The organism is Anabaena catenula FACHB-362 (genome assembly GCF_014698735.1).
Lineage (GTDB): Bacteria > Cyanobacteriota > Cyanobacteriia > Cyanobacteriales > Nostocaceae > Anabaena > Anabaena variabilis_A.
Map to the genome: position 1 here is coordinate 224,835 of NZ_JACJTQ010000002.1, position 19,491 is coordinate 244,325.

17 protein-coding genes and 1 tRNA gene are annotated in these 19,491 nt (G+C 39.1%); 11 read left to right on the top strand and 7 right to left on the bottom strand.

The window, feature by feature from the left end:
• Positions 1-53 precede the first annotated feature (53 nt).
• From H6G68_RS02950 to ylqF, 3 genes are all read left to right on the top strand, one after another.
• Positions 54-788 carry a Uma2 family endonuclease gene (locus H6G68_RS02950; protein ID WP_190905276.1) on the top strand — a complete coding sequence of 245 codons (735 nt, stop codon included), beginning with the start codon at positions 54-56 and terminating at the stop codon, positions 786-788.
• Positions 789-1,354: 566 nt separating this feature from the next.
• Entirely contained in the window at positions 1,355-1,720 is a 366-nt protein-coding gene (locus H6G68_RS02955; protein WP_190905277.1) for a VOC family protein, read from the top strand.
• 59 nt (positions 1,721-1,779) lie between these two features.
• A complete protein-coding gene (ylqF, locus tag H6G68_RS02960) occupies positions 1,780-2,664 on the top strand; it encodes a ribosome biogenesis GTPase YlqF (protein WP_190905278.1) in 885 nt (294 codons plus the stop codon).
• On the opposite strand, the gene H6G68_RS02965 is transcribed toward ylqF, so the two are convergent.
• On the bottom strand, positions 2,661-4,169 hold the full coding sequence (locus H6G68_RS02965; RefSeq protein ID WP_190905279.1) for a VanZ family protein: 1,509 nt from the start codon (positions 4,167-4,169) through the stop codon (positions 2,661-2,663). The two genes, ylqF and H6G68_RS02965, sit on opposite strands and share 4 nt — an antisense overlap.
• A gap of 599 nt (positions 4,170-4,768) precedes the next feature.
• On the opposite strand from H6G68_RS02965, the gene H6G68_RS02970 reads away from it, so the two are divergent.
• The gene (locus H6G68_RS02970; protein ID WP_190905280.1) at positions 4,769-6,385 is read left to right on the top strand and encodes an adenylate/guanylate cyclase domain-containing protein; all 1,617 of its coding nucleotides are present in this window, start codon (positions 4,769-4,771) and stop codon (positions 6,383-6,385) included.
• Positions 6,386-6,568: 183 nt separating this feature from the next.
• Here the strand turns inward: H6G68_RS02970 and H6G68_RS02975 are convergent, their stop codons facing one another.
• Positions 6,569-6,793: a hypothetical protein gene (locus H6G68_RS02975; RefSeq protein WP_190905338.1), complete on the bottom strand. Its 225-nt coding sequence runs from the start codon at positions 6,791-6,793 to the stop codon at positions 6,569-6,571.
• Positions 6,794-6,873: 80 nt separating this feature from the next.
• Here H6G68_RS02975 and H6G68_RS02980 point away from each other — a divergent pair, with 80 nt between their 5' ends.
• Together H6G68_RS02980 and H6G68_RS02985 are read left to right on the top strand one after the other, a co-directional pair.
• Positions 6,874-8,346, top strand: a complete 1,473-nt coding sequence (locus H6G68_RS02980; protein ID WP_190905281.1) for a TldD/PmbA family protein — start codon at positions 6,874-6,876, stop codon at positions 8,344-8,346.
• 194 nt (positions 8,347-8,540) lie between these two features.
• Complete coding sequence (locus H6G68_RS02985; protein ID WP_190905282.1) at positions 8,541-9,881, top strand: TldD/PmbA family protein; 1,341 nt, start codon at positions 8,541-8,543, stop codon at positions 9,879-9,881.
• A gap of 159 nt (positions 9,882-10,040) precedes the next feature.
• Here H6G68_RS02985 and H6G68_RS02990 read toward each other — a convergent pair whose 3' ends face one another.
• From H6G68_RS02990 to H6G68_RS03000, 3 genes are all read right to left on the bottom strand, one after another.
• Positions 10,041-11,033 (bottom strand): pentapeptide repeat-containing protein, encoded by a 993-nt coding sequence (locus H6G68_RS02990; protein ID WP_190905283.1) that lies wholly within the window; start codon positions 11,031-11,033, stop codon positions 10,041-10,043.
• 56 nt (positions 11,034-11,089) lie between these two features.
• Positions 11,090-12,004 (bottom strand): hypothetical protein, encoded by a 915-nt coding sequence (locus H6G68_RS02995; protein ID WP_190905284.1) that lies wholly within the window; start codon positions 12,002-12,004, stop codon positions 11,090-11,092.
• Positions 12,005-12,693: 689 nt separating this feature from the next.
• Positions 12,694-15,387: a CBS domain-containing protein gene (locus H6G68_RS03000; RefSeq protein ID WP_190905285.1), complete on the bottom strand. Its 2,694-nt coding sequence runs from the start codon at positions 15,385-15,387 to the stop codon at positions 12,694-12,696.
• A 339-nt stretch (positions 15,388-15,726) separates the two neighbouring features.
• On the opposite strand from H6G68_RS03000, the gene psbZ reads away from it, so the two are divergent.
• On the top strand, positions 15,727-15,915 hold the full coding sequence (psbZ, locus tag H6G68_RS03005; RefSeq protein WP_127056042.1) for a photosystem II reaction center protein PsbZ: 189 nt from the start codon (positions 15,727-15,729) through the stop codon (positions 15,913-15,915).
• Between the two features lie 198 nt (positions 15,916-16,113).
• Positions 16,114-16,671: a 6,7-dimethyl-8-ribityllumazine synthase gene (gene ribH, locus H6G68_RS03010; RefSeq protein WP_071191761.1), complete on the top strand. Its 558-nt coding sequence runs from the start codon at positions 16,114-16,116 to the stop codon at positions 16,669-16,671.
• A gap of 44 nt (positions 16,672-16,715) precedes the next feature.
• Here the strand turns inward: ribH and H6G68_RS03015 are convergent, their stop codons facing one another.
• Positions 16,716-16,862, bottom strand: a complete 147-nt coding sequence (locus H6G68_RS03015; RefSeq protein ID WP_190905286.1) for a hypothetical protein — start codon at positions 16,860-16,862, stop codon at positions 16,716-16,718.
• A gap of 72 nt (positions 16,863-16,934) precedes the next feature.
• Between H6G68_RS03015 and H6G68_RS03020 the strand changes: the two genes are divergently transcribed.
• The 3 genes from H6G68_RS03020 (at position 16,935) to H6G68_RS03030 (ending at position 19,105) form a co-directional block, all read left to right on the top strand.
• Positions 16,935-17,006: transfer RNA gene (locus H6G68_RS03020), tRNA-Gly, on the top strand.
• Positions 17,007-17,427: 421 nt separating this feature from the next.
• On the top strand, positions 17,428-17,835 hold the full coding sequence (locus H6G68_RS03025) for a hypothetical protein (protein WP_190905287.1): 408 nt from the start codon (positions 17,428-17,430) through the stop codon (positions 17,833-17,835).
• A 4-nt stretch (positions 17,836-17,839) separates the two neighbouring features.
• On the top strand, positions 17,840-19,105 hold the full coding sequence (locus H6G68_RS03030; RefSeq protein WP_190905288.1) for a glutamate-5-semialdehyde dehydrogenase: 1,266 nt from the start codon (positions 17,840-17,842) through the stop codon (positions 19,103-19,105).
• A 15-nt stretch (positions 19,106-19,120) separates the two neighbouring features.
• Here the strand turns inward: H6G68_RS03030 and H6G68_RS27770 are convergent, their stop codons facing one another.
• Entirely contained in the window at positions 19,121-19,315 is a 195-nt protein-coding gene (locus H6G68_RS27770) for a hypothetical protein (RefSeq protein ID WP_190905289.1), read from the bottom strand.
• Positions 19,316-19,491 lie beyond the last annotated feature (176 nt).

Genomic DNA, 19,491 nt, shown 5'->3' on the forward strand with positions numbered 1-19,491 from the left:
ATCTGTAAATTCTGCCGAGATGCTAAAATTGTATTATCCAAAACCTTGCTGCTATGTCCATCTCCCAAGATTTTGAACTACCCAAAGATGTAATATTTCCAACTGGAGATTTATATAGTGATGAACCACCATTGGATTTTGAACTGCCAAAAGATGTAATATTTCCGACTGGAGATTTATATAGTGATGAACCACCATTGGAAAGTGATTCACATTTGCGCCAGATAATTCTGCTTATCCAATGCTTAGAATTGTGGTGGGGAAACCGCAATGATTTTTACGCTTCTGGTAATTCGACTATTTACTACAGTCCACGTCAACATAAATCAGAAGACTTTCGTGGACCAGATTTTTTTGTGGTGCGAAATGCTGACAGACGACCTCGCAAAAGTTGGGTTGTTTGGCAAGAAGATGGTAGATATCCCCATATTATTGTAGAACTAATTTCAGATTTAACAGCATCAGTTGATAAGGGTCTTAAAAAACAAATTTACCAAGATATATTTCGCACTCCTGAATATTTTTGGTTTGACCCCAGTAATTTAGAATTTGCTGGGTTTATTTTAGTTGGTGGTACTTATCAACCTATAGAAATTAACTCCCAAGGTTGGTTATGGAGTCAGCAGCTAAGTTTATATTTAGGTATTCATGAAAATAAATTGCGTTATTTTACAGCCGAAGGATTGATCATCCTGACACCTGAAGAATTTGCAGAACAAGAAAAACAAAAATCTGAACGTCTAGGAGCCAAACTGCGAGAATTAGGAATTGACCCAGATACGATTTAATTAGGAAAGAGTGGGTGGGAAAATCCCGCCCCTAACAATTAAGTACCTCAGCAAAATTAACAAAATTGTAAGAATTCAGGAGTCAGGAGTCAGGAGACGCTACGCAGACCTATGGCTTACGCCACGCTGCGCTATCGGTTCAGAATGCTTATGAAATGAAGAATAGAGAGAAGTGAGATTTTATCAAAATCATCAAAGTTGACTAAAAAAGCCTTTATTCTCCTGGCTTGGAGTATTCTCTATCCTGAATACTTACACAAAATTAATTATACATTTTGCCAAAAAATAAAAATCTCTGTATTTCCTATTCCCTCTCCTAAATATGCAATTTACAGCAGATTGCAGATCAATGAGGCTTCGCCGTGAGCGTCAGCCGATAGCTTGCGTGGCGTAGCCATACGGTACAGAATCTAGATTGAAACCTATACACATTCGCCAGTTTTACTTCTGAACGGCAGTTGCTTTATGCCGGGGAACCCGTCCACCGCACTGCCTCCTCCTGACTCCTGACTCCTGACTCCTGACTCCTGCTGTATTCTGCACAACTGCTTATGGTAAAAATAAATATGCAATACACTCACGCACTGATCACAATTGCGACTGTTAATTTTGATAGTTTGGTGAATTTCTATACTCAGGTACTGGAACAAAAACCAAAAAACCTCATTTCCAGTGTCTATGCTGAGTTTGAAATTTGTAGCCTCAGCTTAGGTATTTTTCATCCCAAAAAAAATTATGAATCAGAATTTGCCACTAATGCCAAAAGTCCGCTAAGTTTGTGTTTAGAAGTGAGTAATTTAGAAAATGCCTTAACTCACTTACAATCTTTAGGCTATTCTCCACCAGGAGAGATTTCTACAGCTTCCCACGGAAGAGAAATTTACGCCTACGACCCTGACGGCAACCGTTTAATTTTACATCAATCCCATTAGTCATGAGTCATTAGTAAAAAATAACTGACAACTGACAACTAACAACTGAAGAATTACCAATGTCAATAACTCAAAATTACAAATTAAATCTAATTCAATGGTATCCCGGTCATATTGCCAAAGCTGAAAAAAATCTCAAAGAACAGCTAAAGCGGGTAGATGTGATTTTAGAAGTTAGAGATGCGCGTATTCCTTTAGCAACAAACCATCCCCAAATGAATGAATGGGTGGGAACTAAAGCACGGGTATTGGTGATTAACCGATTGGATATGATTTTGCCACAAGTGCGATCGCACTGGATAGACTGGTTTAAAAGCCAGGAACAAGTCCCCTATTTTACCAATGCTCAACACGGTCAAGGTATCACAGCCATAACCAAAGCCGCACAAGCAGCAGGAATAGAACTTAATCAACGCAGAAAAGATCGCGGAATGTTACCCCGTCCTGTTCGTGCTGTAGTTATTGGTTTTCCCAATGTCGGTAAATCAGCATTAATCAACCGGCTGATAGGAAAGCGAGTCGTCGAAAGTGCGGCGCGTCCCGGTGTCACTCGTCAACTGCGTTGGGTGCGAATTTCCGATCAGTTACAATTGCTAGATGCTCCCGGTGTCATTCCCTCAAGAATGGAAAATCAACTCGCAGCAGTCAAATTAGCCATTTGTGACGATATCGGTGAAGCCTCTTATGATAATCAACTAATAGCCGCAGCGTTTGTAGATATAGTCAATCAACTCCAAGAAACCCATCCTCATTTCTTACCAGCATATCCCTTACTTTCACGCTACGAAGTTGACTCCATCATCCATACAGGTGAAGCATATTTGCAAGTCTTAGCAGAACATCGCTATCAAGGAGATGTGGAACGCGCTGCTAGAACACTCATCACCGATTTTCGCAAAGGTCTTTTAGGTAATATCCCTTTGGAAATTCCGCCTCATGTTTAACTTCTAATTTTTAAGTAAGCAACTCTCATTCTAAAAATCAACATTGTCCCTGCTATAAATAATATTCCTAGTAAGAGGTTTTTCCAACTCAGGCTTTTATCACTTTCACTAATCAAAATAGCTTCTAATATGATAGAAGGTAATAAAATGCCACTAGGAACTAATAGCTTAGATAATATCACCCTATTTTTGGACAAAAGACTAAGGAGAGCTAAACCTGCACCCAAAGGAATAAAAGTCAACGCATAATAAAATACTTTCTGATTAAAGGGAATTAATTCCAGTAAATTAAAAGAGTAATAACGTTGTACTTTGTCTATATAGACTTGAATCGTTGATTTATAATATGTGATGATAATTTGGTGAAATTTATTGTCTGTAAAAACATTGGGGATCATCAGTTGTAAATCTGAGCCATTTTCTCCAGTAATTGGTGTTCTTAACCTTAAATCTAGAGAATGTCCCTGCTGGGAAAGTGTCAAGTTACGCCGCAAATAATTACCAGAAATTGAGATTATCCGCGCTGGCCCAGTCTGTTGAGGATTGTCAGTGGCAATAGTAGTACTCAGTGTAAATTCAGATTTTTTGCTGATTCTTTGACTGATATTTTTCACCGGTTCGGCTGTTTGTAACCATTGGCTAGAACTCAAAAAAACGCCTTTACTTTCTCCTATATTGGTTGGATTTCCTTGCCATAATAGTTGTGGTAAATTTACCGTTTCTTTTTGATCACAACATTTACCGTTTAATTGATAATTAGCTAGGAGAGAATTACCCAAACTTTTAAAATAATTAGGATCATTTAACCCTTTTTGGGCTTGTTCAGTTGTTATAGCTCTATCAGTAATATAAACTTCAGAAATATATCCTTGCCAAGGTCTATTACCTGTACTTTCATTACCAAGTAAAAGTGGATAATTTAAATCCCAATTACTTAAGTTTGTCGTGCTTTGCCAAAAAATAGAAGTAATTAAAATGACAGATATATAAGCCAAAATAAATCCTGTGATTTTTTTATTTGAGGGTTTTGAACGACTTGCTGCAATTTGTGTAAATATGTTATTTAAGCTTTGAATATTCCAGAAATAAAAGCCTAAACAACCCAAACATCCCCCAAAAGTATTGTTAAAAATATCGGCTGGAGTAGGAGTTCTTGAAGGTAGAAATATTTGCAAAACTTCAACTGTCGAAGATAAGCCAGCACTAACCAGGAAAACAATAATAATTTGTAATCCTACTTTGATTTTAAGTTTCTGCAATAAATTTGCCAAATAGAAACCCACAGGCATAAATAATAAAACATTGTTTACCTGATCCTGAAAAGAACTGGCATTGTTAAAACTAGAAAAAAAATCTGATTTAGAAAAACTATTAGGCAATGAAAAATTGAATGGATAAAGCGTAGCTATAGCTACTATCAGAATAGTAACCAATACAAATACCACATTCACCAGATATAATTTTATTCCTGTAGTTTTTAGAGAAAAATGTTGGTGTCGATTCATAAATTTCTAATGATAAAAAAATACAGACTTAATCAGTATTCCCCAGTTTGGATATATCAAACTTTACGGGGAATTACCAGTTCAAAATTACAATTCAAAATTACCAATTTAAAATTTTAATTTCCATAAATAAATTCAGGTGTTTGTTTATGGTGCTTTTCCGGTAACATTCTTTTAGTGACTTGGTATTAATTAAGCCGAGTATAAGAATTATATAATCTCAAATTCAGTTTTACTGTCGCCCGATATACAGCAGCTTTTGCAGAATTAAAAATCAAAAAAGTTGATGAGGAAGGTTTTTCAGAAATTTTGTAGCTTGCTTCCCCCTAGGGGTATGGTTATTCTACTTACACTGTGTTTTACTAGTAATGATTTTGTCTCTCTAAAGGTAATTTTTTAGTAATATTTACTACAGATGAAGTTGCCATAATGCCGTTAACAGTATCATAAAGAAAAGGTAAGGTGAGGAATTACGCAAACAAACCTGGTTTATCCCCAAAACTGGTGTTTAGGAGCCGAATGTTTGGTATCTAATGCGTAAATCCTGAGAAAGATTAGCCTTGATGCTTACCAACTTCCAGTATAAATGTATTACACTTATGACTGAACTCACACTACTCCTAACTCAGGGGGATACCAAAACTTCGGTTTTAGTAGCTCAAGAAGTATTTACTATCGGTCGTTTGTCAGAATGTGACTTGTGTTTACCTTTTGCAGGAGTTTCTCGCCAACACGCCCGAATTAGGAAAATCTCTAATGGTGTGTGGATGATTGAGGATATGGGTAGCAAAAACGGAACGCAAGTAAATGGAATTCCTGTTATGTCTGCTCAGGAGTTGTATAACCGCGACGTTATTTATTTGGGAAATGTCAGTTTGGCAGTAATTTTATCAAATACATTGGAAAATTTACCGCCTCAGTATGTAGCAACTGAAGAACCGAATAGTCAGCAAATAACAATTCTTAGAGATGTCGAAAAACTGCAACAACAATGGATAGAAGGTAGTGAAATTAATGGTAGTAATAATAAAGATAAAACTATTGCCCGCCTCAAAGATTTGGTAGATATAGCTAAAAATCTCTGTGCGGCAGCATCTATTGAAGAAATTTTTTCTCAGGTACAAGAACTAGTTTTTCGTTATATTGATGGTATTGAAAGATTGGCATTATTAGTTGATATTGATAGTACTGGTACGTTGAAGTTAGTTAATTCTGCGACTAAAACCATTTTTCAACAAAAATATTTGCCTGCTGATGGGAGTTGGATTAGTCGCAGTATTTGTCAAAAGGCATTTGCAGATAAGGTAGCTATTCAAAGTGCTGATACCCATTCTGATGAAAGGTTTTCTAGTGAACAGAGTATTTTAGTGAAAGGTATTCGTAGTGCAATGGCAGTACCTTTATGGGATGAAAATAAAGTTGTCGGTGTTCTGTATGGTGATGCTCATCTTTCTTCTTCCCAATGGAAAAGCGAAGGTGAGGAAGAACTTAAGTTTTTTTCAGCTTTAGCAAATCTTGTTGCTTCTAGCGTTCAACGTTGGTTATTAATAGAAAAACTGAGAACTGAAGAGGTAATTCGTCACCGATTAGAACGTTATCATTCTCCGGCAGTTGTACAGCAGTTAATAGCAGTGAGAGAATTTACCAATGGACGTTTGGCTCCTACCGAAAGTGAAATCAGTATTTTGTTTGCTGATTTGGTGGGATTTACAGAAATTTCCGAACGGCTTACACCTAAAGAAATTGCTGAATTATTAAACCTTTTATTTGAGGAAATGTTACAAGAAGTATTTGCTTATGGTGGCACTTTAGACAAGTATATTGGCGATTGTATAATGGCATTTTTTGGCGCTCCAGAACCACAACTAAGTCATGCAGATAGCGCTGTTAATGCTGCTAAGGGAATGCTCTCTCGTCTCCAACGTCTTAATGCTAATCAATTTTGGCAGCAACCTTTACAATTACGCATTGCTATTAACAGTGGTAAAGCTGTTGTGGGTGATGTTGGCAGTTCTCAAAGAGTAGACTACACGGCATTAGGAGCAACAATTAATCTGGCGGCTCGGATGGAACCAATATGTTCTCCTGGTGAATGTGTAATTAGTGAAGTTACTTATCAACAGCTTTCACAACGCTCAGACTTTAGGGACATGGGAGACTATCGTTTTAAAGGTATTGATAGATTTATTAAGATTTATCAGACCAAAATGAATTAATTGTTATTACTTGGTTGTCAGTTTTCAAATGTTAATGAATTATTAATAGTGCCGCACAGCAGAAATAACTGACCATTGAAAATTCCTAAAAAGCTTATGTAAGCTGCTTTTTTAATTTTTAATTTTTAATTTTTTAATTTTTTAATTCCGCCCTGCCGTACCAGATGATTTCAGTGCTACTATTTAATAACTTGTATAGTTTATGGCAAGCTTAGTTACCAAGTTGTAATATTCAGCAACTATTTCTAAACGCAAATAAAGTCGCCAAACTTCTTCTAAAGGAGGCATTTGTTCACCCACCCAAGCTAGCCACAAGGGTTTAGACACCCTCAAGTTACCTTGCTCGTCAAGACGTTCAACTCTCATGAGTAACATCGGGCGTGCCAAGGCGGTAAAGCTACTGTTCAAGATGCTCGTTAGTCCAGAAAATTGCTAGAGTGAACACACCAGGATTTTTTCAGTCACAACGCCAGCAGACGAGGCAATTCATGCTTACAAATACCCTACTTCTCTCAAATCAACTCCCCTCCCTCCAATATTCATCCACCTCAGAACGCTTTGATGAAACCTGGGAAGCCCCACTGGCAACCCTTTTGGGACTAGGACGCGCCGCCGGGGCTGATTTTATCGAATTCTATTTAGAACGTCGTAACTACATCAGTTGTCTAGCAGAAGACGACATCATTACCAGTATTTCACCCAGTTTAGCCACAGGTGCAGGAGTTAGAGTATTTCGTGGCAAAGCTGACTGCTACGTCAGCACCAATAACCTGACATTTTCCGGGTTAAAAGCAGCTTTAGAAAAAGGTCTTTCTATCTTAGGATTACAACTACCTACAGCTAATGCTTTCATTCCCGAAATTAACCTAGAATTACTGAGAGACTACGCCACCAAACGAGGCAAAGATGGCTGGCTACCTCTGTGTAGTTCCATCCGCGAAATGGGAGAAGTTCTCCTTGATGGTACTGCCCAACTCCACAAAAAAGCTACCCACGTCCAATCACGCCGCGCTTCCTATTTCCGTGACTGGCAAGAAGTTTTAGTTGCTGCCAGTGATGGTACATTTGCGCGTGATATTCGCCTCACCCAGTCCGTAGGATTTAATATTCTCTGTGCTGACGGTGCTAACCGTGCTTCCATTGCCGAACGCGCAGGTAACACCAGTGATGCTAATTTCCTGAGAACCTGGGATTATCAACAAGCATCTGAACAAATCGCCGAATCAGCCGGGAAAATGCTTTACGCAGATTACGTAGAATCAGGAACTTACCCCATCATCATGGCCAATCACTTTGGCGGCGTAATTTTCCACGAAGCCTGCGGACACCTGTTAGAAACCACCCAAATTGAACGCAATACCACACCCTTTGCTGATAAAAAAGGTGAAAAAATCGCCCATGAAAGTCTGACAGCTTGGGATGAAGGACGCGCTGATAATGCCTTCGGGACAATTGATATGGATGACGAAGGAATGCCAGCACAAAGAACATTATTAATTGAAAAAGGTGTTCTCAAAAACTTCTTAGCTGACAGAACCGGTTCCATTCGCACCGGACATCCTAGAACAGGCAGTGGCCGCCGTCAAAATTACACTTTTGCTGCCGCTAGTCGGATGCGGAATACTTATATTGATACAGGCGAATACACCAATGAAGATTTATTTGCCTCTGTTGATAAAGGTATTTACTGTAAAAAAATGGGTGGCGGTAGTGTAGGTGCTACAGGTCAATTTAACTTTAGTGTTGATGAAGCTTATTTAATCGAAAATGGTAAACTTACCAAACCATTAAAAGGCGCAACCCTGATTGGTGAAGCTAAGGAAATTATGAATAAAATTTCCATGTGTTCCCAAGATTTAGAACTTGCGCCCGGTTTTTGTGGTTCTGTTAGTGGCAGCATTTACACTACAGTTGGACAGCCTCATATTAAGGTTGATTCTATTACTGTTGGTGGAAGATAAATAATTTTAGATTTTGGATTGTGAATGATCAAAAATTTATGTAGGTTGGGGAGCCATCGCCTTGGACGGGTTCCCCGGCTTGTGGCGAATGGCGTTTGACGCAAGGAAACCCAACAGAACCAGCACTTTTGTTGGGTTGCGCTGTCGCTTAACCCAACCTACCATGTTCATAGATTTTCATTGTGAATTGAAATATGACAAAAATACAAGAAATTGCAACTTACGCTCAAGAAAATGCTGCGAAACTGGGCATTAAAAAGTTTGATATTTACGGTTCAACGGTAGATGATACAAGTGTGCAAGTTGACCAAGGTGAACCGAAACAAGTTAAGGCTTCTAATCGTTCTGGTGTGACTGTTCGGGTTTGGAATGAAGAAAATACAATGGGTGTGACTAGCACCACTGATGTAGACCCCAAGGGATTAGAATTGGCTTTAAAAACTGCTTATGAAGCTAGTTTTTTTGGTGTGAAAGAAAACATTCCTGATTTTAGTCCAGAAGCGACGGTTCCTATTCCTAATACACGTCATGAAAAAGCACCCCAAGCCCCAGTTTCTGAACTGATAGAGAAATTATTAGTAGCAGAAAAAGAACTGATATCTACTCATCCTGCTATTACTAGTGTGCCTTATAATGGTTTGGCACAAAGGGATATTGACAGGTTTTATGTTAATAGTGATGGTGCTGTGAGAACAGAATCTCATTCTTTAGCTTCGATTTATCTTTACAGCAAAACTGAGGAAGAAAATAAGAAACCACGCAGTGCAGGTGCTTATCGAGTTAAGGAAAGTTTAGCTGATTTAGACATTTCTGGTTGCGTTAAGGAAACAGCTGAGAAAACTATCAGTCACTTGAATTATGAAAAAATCAAAACTGGTAAATATCGAGTTGTTTTCTCACCGGAAGCTTTCTTGAGTTTATTAGGTGCTTTTTCTAATTTATTCAATGCTCAAAGTATTCTTGACAATCAAAGTTTATCTAAAGCTGAAGATATCGGTAAACAACTGGCTTCACCATTACTTTCAGTTTATGATGATGCTTTACATCCAGCTAATGTTGGTGCAGAAACTTTTGATGGTGAAGGTACACCCACTCGTCAGGTAAAGTTGATAGAAAATGGTGTTTTAACCAGCTTTCTGCACAGTGCGGGAACTGCCAAAAGGTTCAATACTACACCTACAGGTAATGCTAGTATTGGCGCAAAGGTGAGCGTTAGTCCCAATTTTTATCATGTTTTTGCAGCCGGGACAACTGAGAAAGAATTGAGTTTGGAAACTGCGGAAAATGTGATTTTAATTGATGATTTACAAGCTCTTCATGCAGGTGTTAAATCTTTACAAGGTTCTTTTTCTTTGCCTTTTGATGGTTGGCTAATTAACAAAGGTGAAAAAACCAGTATTGAGTCTGCAACCGTAGCTGGTGATTTCTTGGAAGTTTTGCAGTCAATTGTTTATGTAGAGAAAGAGGTGGAGTTAACACCAGGGGGAGTTTCTCCCAGAATTTGGGTGAATGAACTTTCCATTACTGGTGAGTAAGATATTTTCACCAGATAGTAAGAAAGTAAGCCGCATTTATTAGTGATAAACTAATGTTGCGTAGGGTGGGTTACGCTGTCGCTAACCCACTATTTTTCTAAGTTTACGGTATGTTGGGGAACACCAAAAAATAAATTACTGAAAAACTGTCTTATGTTTTTAGTAGTTAATTTTTCCATCAGGCATTACGGCTTCACGCAAATCTGCACCCGTCAGATTTGTACTACTAATTTCTGCTCTGATTAGAGTTGCCTTACTTAAATTAGCACCAGTCAAGTCTGTTCTAGCAAGATAAGCATCAACCAAATCTACTTCGGTGAGATTAGCCTGACGCATGATAGCCCGACTTAAATCTGCTCTACTCAACCTAGCAAAACTCAAGTTTGCGTGACTTAATTTGGCGCTGGTCAGTTTCACCTCTGTCATAATTGCACCATACAAGTTCACACCTGTAAGTTCGGCATCACTTAGATTTGACCGCTCTAGCCTAGCATTGATCATGTTAGCACCTTTCAAATTAGCACCTGCTAGATTAGCGTCGCTCACAGATGTCCTATTCAAAATCGCTTCACTCAGGTTAGCACCACTGAGATCCGCATAACGCAGCGTTGCTTCACTCAAGTTAGCACCACTGAGATCAACTTTAGCTAAGTCTGCACCAGTTAAATTAGCGCCCCGTAGATCAGCCTTATGCAGGTTAGCACCTCGGAGAATAGCAGAATAGATTCTCTGTTCTTCTCGCAGGTTAGCACCACGCAGGCACGCACCTGTTAAGTTAGCACCACTGAGATCTGCACCACGCAAATCAGCATCCATCAAGTTAGCATCCAGCATATCCGCCAAAGTTAAATTGGCATTACGCAAATCAGCACCCTGCAAAGTTGCACCATGCAAATCAGCATCATGCAAATTCGCACTTATTAAACTCGCTTGATTGAGGTTTGCACCACTTAGCTTGGCAGAAATTAGATTTGCCTTGTTCAATATTGCCCGACTTAGATAGCTAAAAATTAGAATAGCATTACGCAAATCCGCCCTATTCAAGGCTATACCAATCAAGTCTGCACCAAAAAGATTTACTCCATTTAAATTAACCTCGATAAATTTTGTTTCTCCATCTGCATATCGCTTCAGAAGTTCATTGGCATCCATATTTTTACCCTGTCAATTACCAAAATCTTTTCAAATTTCCCTAGTATCAATAATGCTTAAAAATTGCCATCATTGTTTTTATTGAACATATTTTTTGTAGGAGGTACTATAAATTGACAGGTATTCTCGCCATCTATGTCATTCTCATAGATATGATCAACATCAGTTAATGTTATGTCATAATTAAGATCAACTAAAGGTCTAGTTTCTTGAGATGAATAGCTGTTAATTGGTTGATATTGGGTGGCGCTGGTGGATGAAATATCCCTATATAAACCTCGCATAGATTGGATAATTGCACTGGCTACTTGAGTATTTTCATCCGGGTGGCCTAGAGATATAACGCTATTATTTAGTTTAAATTCAAGCTCTCTGAGAGTTGAACAAGAATCAAACAATTTCTGCAATAAGCTATCAAGTTCTTCTGCTCTCAGTTTAAACCAGTCTTCTTCCTGGAAAGTAAATTTATGGTAAAGTACAGAAAATAGAATTATCTTAGCCCTAAGCGGGTTAGTATATTTCATAAGATTTTGCCGTAAATCAAACTGATCATATTGAGATTTGATTTTACTGTTTGGAGATTGATTCAGGGCATTTGATGATATTTGTCCAGAATTATAAAAGATGGATTCATCTTGATTGGGTTGATTTAAGAGTATTCCTGTTGATTCTTCATCCTTTATATATAACTTCTGTACTTCATTAAAAACTACACTGGCTAATAGGGAGTATTCAGCTTGTTTGTTAAGGCTTTTTACAACTTGAGATAAAGATAATTTCAAGCTATCTAAAATTGGATTCAATGTGCATAATTCTTGAATTAATTCTGGTAATTTAAAGTTATTTAGCTTGTCTTGATCGTTCTCCCAAATATTTGTACAAGCACAGAATATTAATTTTTTAATCCGTGTTGAGTTTTCATGCTGTTCTAAATATTTCACTACTTCATCAAGGCTAGATAGAGTTTTCATCGGTAGATCTCCGGCACAGGTATCCGATAGGAATAAATTATAACTGGACTAACGCTCTAGTACCGCAGGGCGGAATTAAAAATTAAAAATTAAAAATTAAAAAAGCAGATTACACAAGCTTTTCAGTAATTTTTTAATGGTCTGTTTATTTACGCCGTTCTGTACTAGTGGGTAGTAAAAGTTTTTTATCAGTTGATAACAAGGAGGCAAAATAAGGGAAAACGGGTAAAAGACAATACGCTTGGTGTTAAGGAAAATTATCTATTTAGGCAAGCTGGGGCAGATAAATAGGTTGATCTGAACTGTATTGAGGTAAGCATAAAGTTTAAAAAGTATATAGTAGTAACCGTACTTTTGGCTTTGTCTGGCATCCCAGTAAAAAACGCTATATTATAACTAAGTGTATCTTATTCAACTGAAAACCGCTAGATCAACCTAGATACAATTTAAAATGTGGCTGGGGTTAAGGGACAGCACACCCGATAAAAGCTGTAATCCCACATTCGTGAGGTACAGCGAGAAAGATTTAACCGCAACAGGACTGACGCAAAACCGAACGAACGTAGTGGTAATTCATGAATTACCACTACGCAAGAATCAGGTTTTCAGTTACATCTTGCGTAAGTCCTACGCAAATAGAAGAGGATAATGTTTTTATGTGCATATAAACCTCATATTTCTCATCTAAATTATCGAGGATAATGCTGGGCTAAAAATTCTCTTGCTTCTGCTTTATCCTTAATTAAACCATCCAGAGTAGCAGTCAATAAATCATCAAGAATTTGCTTATATTCTGGACTAGGTTTATAACCTAATTCTTTTAAATCATTTCCAGTTAATAGCGGCTGTACATTTGCCCATATTGTTAAATATTGCCAAATCTTTCTTCTAATGTTTCGGGAACTTTGTAAAGCAATTAAGATTAAAGTTGGTAAATCATGCTTTCTGAGTAAATCTACAGTTTGACTGGGATGATCGAAGGTAGGTAATAATGTGTTTATCTCTGCTTGAGTGTGGGATAAATTCTTTAATCTGGCAATACTATCATCAGCTAATTGCAGATTTTTGGCTACCTTTGCTCGATATTCTGGTTTTAAATAACTGATTAAAGCTTCTAGACGAATTTGCCAATTGCTTAAGGTTTTTTTTCTGTCAAATCTCCCTAAACAGCGTTCTAATAAATTTAATTGTCGGCAGAGTTCTGAATCTAATTTTAGGGTAGGATGGATACACTGCAAAGCACCTAAATTATCCAGCAATTTTAAAGCTGATTGCCAATAAGGTGCTAATAAGATATATTTTAATTCTGTTTTGAGACGAGTTTGTAAAGCAGGTGTTTTGCTATTTTCTTGGGAAGTGCGGTCATATACTCCGCTATTTATGGCATAATGAATATATTCCTCAGTGCGCTTTTCAATTTCAAATCCAAACCGCACAGCAAAACGGACACCGCGATAAATTCGAGTAGGATCTTCAATAAAGCTATTAGCGTGTAAAATCCGAATTTGCTTGGCTTGTAAATCTAAGAAACCACCAAAAAAATCAAGTAATTCTCCAGCACGAGGAGAAGTTAACCGTAATGCCATAGCATTAATAGTAAAATCCCGTCGATATAAATCTTGACGAATTGAACTCGCTTCAACTTCTGGATTGGCTGCTGGATAAGGATAAAATTCAGTTCTAGAAGTGGCAATATCTACCCATAATGAATCTAATTCTGGGTCTTTGTGCCATAATAAGGCGGCAGTTTGAAATGCACCATGAATTTCTAAACGGGCATTTTTATAAATTTCCTGGAGTGCTTTTGCTAATTCTACACCTGCACCCACAGATGCTGTTTTATGAAAACCATCAACTACTAAATCAATATCATTAATCATTAAAGTGCCGGTTTCAGTTTCTGCTAATAGCAAATCCCGCACTGCACCACCTACTAAATAAAGATGCCAACCGCGTTTTTCTGCTTCTTGAGATGCGGTGGTAAGTAGTTGCCAAAGTTGAGGATTTAATTTATTTTGCAATTGTGGCAAATTAATATTAATTTCACCATCTTTTTGTATTTCTCCATCAAATGTATCGGCTTGATGTAATTCCCTTAAAACATCGGTGCGGGTGACAATACCAACGAGATTTTCCGTTTCTAATACTGGTAAACGTCCAATATCATAAGTCACCATTAAGGACTCAATTTGTGGCAAAGTGGTATCTGGGGTGATTGTCTTTAAATTGGTTGTCATGTAGCCTTTAACTGGTGCATGACTAAAGCCGTGATGTAAGGCTATATCTAAATCACGTCGTGAAATTATACCAACTAATTGGCCTTGGGGATTGACGACAGATAAACCTGAATGGCCGTAACGTAGTAAAATGCGTTGTGCTTCGGCTATTGTGGTTTCTGGTCGAATGGTGCGGACTGGGGAAGACATTAAATCCCTAGCTGTAGGGGGATGGGGAATTTGGGCTTTTAACCCATCTAGGAGTTGCTGCAAGATTGGCTGTGAGTCTTGTGTGCGAAGATTCAAGGAAGCGGCTTGAGAATGTCCACCACCGTCAAATACTTGAAAGAGAAGATTCAGATTTGTACCGGAAATGTGCGATCGCCCAATCACAGTTAATCGCCATTCATCATCACCTAAAGCATATTCATTTGCCAATAATATGGCATCAATTTCTGTTAATTCGACCAGTTCTGTAGCCAAACTTGATAACCCTGGCACAAAACCATCTGTTTTTAATATCACCCAACCAATCGTATATCCCCTGAGACAAATATACTCTAAAGTTTCCAAAGCCTGACTTAATAATTGTTGCAATTGTGGCGATAAACCGGGATCACGATAGGTGGAAATTACTGATAAACTCGCTCCCTGTGCCATCAACCAAGCCAACGCTAAAGCATCTCTGGGTGTAGATTGGTCATAAGTTAACGAACCTGTATCGACATGAATACCCAAAGCCATGACAGTTGCTTGGGCAGAAGTTAAAGAAATATGACGTTTTTGTAATTCTTCCACCATTAAGGTTGTCGTAGCTCCCACCCGGTCAAGATACAATTGTGTGGCAGGAATATCACTATCTTGTCCGAGATGATGGTCATAAACTACAACTTCTTGGATATTGGGTAAATCGAACCATTCAGCAGCTTTACCCAAGCGATCGCGCTGTTGAGTATCCACAACCGTTAAAGAGCGAATCTTTTCTGGATTTACCGAACGTCTTTCAATCAGCGCATACTCATCCCGATGTAACGCTAAAAAGTCACGCACAGGCGGATGCGCTCCCCCAGTTAGCACAATCTTACTCCCTGGTAGCAGACAAGTTAAGCCTACAGCCGCCCCCAAAGCGTCAAAATCAGCAGTTGTGTGACAAAGAATTAAATCCATAGGGAATAGGTGACAGGTAACAGTAAAGAGAGCAGAGGGGGAGGGTACAGCGCGCAGGGAGCAGGGAGCAGGGAGCAGGGAGCAGGGAGCAGAATTATCTATAACCTCTTCCCCATAACCAATGACCAATGACCAATGACCAATGACCAATGACCAATGACCAATGACTAATGACTAATGACTAATGACAATTGATCATCTGTTACAAACCGGACGTAAAATATTAATGGTTCAGAAGACCAAGTGAGTTCACAGGGGTCACTGAACAACCCAGTCTGTCCATCATACAGCGACAGTCTTGGGACAATTTACGATATCGCTGTGTTGGGAAAAGTAAAAATGACCTTAGTATTCCAATTTGCTTTAGTATCTCTAGTTCTAATGTCTTTTGTCTTGGTGATTGGCGTTCCTGTCGCTTATGCAACCCCTCAAAATTGGGTTGAATCGAAAAAGCTGCTGTGGGTTGGTTCTGGAATTTGGACTGTTTTAGTGGTTTTAGTTGGGATATTAAACTTTTTTGTGGTGTAGACGACGGCTACAAACAGTCACAAGCACATAACATAAAAATTTAGAGGAGCAGAAAAGCTAAGGTAACAAGGTCAAAGAAGAAAAAGAGAGATTTTCTTTTTCCTGATGACTTTTTCCTGAACTTGCTTTCCTGCTCCTCTATATTGACGGCAGAAAAGTGTATTGGCTAAGAATTTATAGTTAATTTAAGAGGCAGTCATGGCAGTTTTTGAGGGAAATTTTACTCAAACAGAGCCTTTGCGGTTTGCAATGGTGATTGGTCGATTCAATGACTTAGTTACTCTCAAACTTGTAGAAGGATGTCAAGATTGTCTAAAACGTCATGGTATAAATCCCGATCCTCAAGGCAATCAAGTAGACTATGTTTGGGTTCCAGGCAGTTTTGAAGTTCCTACCGTCGCTCGGCAGTTAGCACTCTCCCATCGTTATGATGCCATAATTTGCCTGGGTGCGGTGATTAAAGGACAAACGCCCCATTTTGATTATGTATCATCTGAAGTAGCGAAGGGTATTGCTGCTGCCAGCTTTCAAACAGGCGTACCCGTGATTTTTGGCATTTTGACAACGGACACGATGCAACAGGCATTAGAGCGAGCCGGAATTAAAAGTAATCATGGCTGGGATTATGCCATGAATGCCATAGAAATGGCCAGCCTGATGCGTAATTTACGCTCTAGCCTAGCAGAACCTTATGCTCGGAATGCTCAAACCCTTCCAGCTGCAATCCAAAATCCCGTGGAGTCAGAGGTGGTTTAGGGAGCAGGGGGCAGGGGGCAGGGAGCAGGGAGCAGGGGGCAGAATTATCTATAACCTCTTCCCCATAACCAATGACCAATGACCAATGACCAATGACCAATGACCAATGACCAATGACCAATGACCAATGACCAATGACCAATGACTAATGACCAATGACTAATGACCAATGACCAATGACCAATGACCAATGACCAAAAAACATAAATTTAGGGGTTGACAAACCAGGAGAAATCTGAGATAGTTATATTAATGTGAAAGTTGCGGGTATAGCTCAGTGGTAGAGCGCAACCTTGCCAAGGTTGATGTCGCGCGTTCGAATCGCGTTACCCGCTTTTCAGTTAATATCAAAAGGCTCAGATTACTAAATCCCTGATTACACCTGTTTATGTAAGAACAAAGGCAAAGGGCAAGTTGAATCTGAGCTATTATGCCGTAATGCAGCATTTATCAACCTTACGCAAAATTCAGGGTAGCGGAATTTTTTCCGGCTAAGTATTTTGTCAATTTGAAAATGGCAACTACAATGCAGCCAGAAATATACTAGAAATAGTGATGACTGTGGCGATATCCGCCATGACTAAAACTGCTGAAAGCAGCGTTTAAAAAGTGTGAAGTTTTCTTCCTGGTAGCAACTGGTGTTGAAGAATTCCGCTGGCTGAAGCTGACTTTTAGAAATAGTAGTCCAAGAATTACTTCTTGGAGTCACCAGCTAGAACAGTTAAGAAAAACACGCTCAAGTTATTGATATCGCTTGTGCCATCTCAAAAACCTGAAAAAATAGACTTAAATACGGAATATATTTGTCCTTGCCGTCGCCGTGGGCAATTAATCCCGATTACGCTAACAGAAGCATTTGGATGCGATCGCTGTCAGAAAATTTTTGTTGTGGAAGATCATGGTCAAGTGCTAGAACTACTTTCCCCCACCTATTCGTATAAGCGAGCTTGGCGCTGGACGGGAAATAGTTGGTGTGTTATCCAACCCCGATGGGGAGAAAATTATCGGCCGATAGCGCTAGGCATGATTTTCGTGTTAGTGATTATAGGGCTACCATTAGCACTGCGATTAGCCAATGCTTCAAGCATTCTTGTTTGGGCAATAGTAGCACTGCTGTTGGCTATCCCGCCAGCAATCATGGTCTGGCTTACCTACAGACGTTAACTCAATGACCGTTGAAGTTTTTGATGATTTTTCTGAACCTGTAAAGAGTGCTAAACGCGCTTATCAAGCTTCCCTGAAGTTAGGTATCACAAAGGGAGTAGATCGGAGTCGCGCTGTGCTGGCAATGGCAAAAGCGCTAAAACGTTCATTTGACGACATTCTAGAAGCCAATACATTGGATCTAGAAGCCAGTCGAGAAATGGCGGTATCAGAGTTGATTTTAGATTGGTTGAAGCTAACTCCCTCAAGGTTAGAGAATACAGTGGAAATTCTCCAACGGTTGGGGGAATTATCAGATCCATTGCGACGGGTGAGAACTGCCGATTATCAACAGGAAGATTCTCAGAGTTATACCCAGTTGATGCCTTTGGGCGTGATTGGATTTATTTATGAGGCTTTTCCTGATTTGGGTGCGATCGCAGCTGGTTTTTGTATTAAAACTGGTAATAGTTTGATTCTCAAAGGCAGTACGGAAGCTAGTCATTCTAACGCAGCGATCGCAGAAGTACTGCAAAATGCTATTACTGAAGTCGGTTTACCAGCCGGTTGTATAGAACTGGTTACAGCCGAACATGGTGCTTCAATTCGAGATTTAGTGACTCAAGACCAGTATTTAAGTTTAGTCATTCCCTATGGACGTTCTAGCTTAATTCAGCAGGTGGTAAGACAAGCAACTTGTCCTGTTTTAAAGTCAGCGATGGGTAATTGTTACCTGTACTGGTCGCTCAATAGTAGCTTGGAAATGGTGCGCTGGATGATTCTCGATAGTCATGAGAGTGAACCAGATCCGGTAAACGCCATTGAAAAGGTTCTCATTCATCGTCAAGCTTTACCATCTTCCTTGTCTGTGTTGTGGAATAGCTTAAAGGACAAAGGCTTTGAACTCAAAGCAGATGTGGAATTAGTAGAAGCTTTTCCTCAGTTGCAGTTAGCGAAAGATGGAGAATGGGGAACGCCGTATTTAACGAAAACAGTAGCTTTTAAATTGGTGGATAGCTTAGAAAATGCGATCGCTTGGATTAATCAATATAGCAGTGGTCATGCTGATTGCATTGTTACGGAATCTTACCAGGAAAGCCGGCAATTTGCTTTAGGAGTCAACAGCGCCTCTACCTATATCAATGCTTCCCCTCGGTTTTCCCGCAACTCTTCACGGGGAGATGCTGTATTTTTGGGAATGTCGAATCAAAAAGGACATCGCAGGGGATTTATTAGTTTGGAGACTTTGACGACTGTGAAGCATATTGTCCAGGGGAATGGACGGTTTTAGGAGTTACAGCAGCGGTTAGCAGTTAGCAGTAAAAAGCACCTCAATTTGTAGCAGAATTGCCAAGCCGCTGCTTTTCCTCATGTGCCACTGGTGGCAGATATTGTTGAAGGTGGCAAAGCTCCCCCCCTTTTCTACCATAGAATGGCCAAATTTGGGTTTTAAAATTGTCTTTTTTCCCCTGACTACACTCATGGCTGTAACTGAAGTCATGAGTGTTTGTTTGCGTCACTTAAAAGAATAGGGAATTACTGATAATTTACCGGGTTTGATGAACTTTCAGGATTTTCAAGAACTCATGGATTTTCCGCAATATTTAGCGGTGGAAAAGCAGTATCAATTATGCTCTATCTCAGTATATTGAGTATAAAGAGCGTAAACAAGTGATG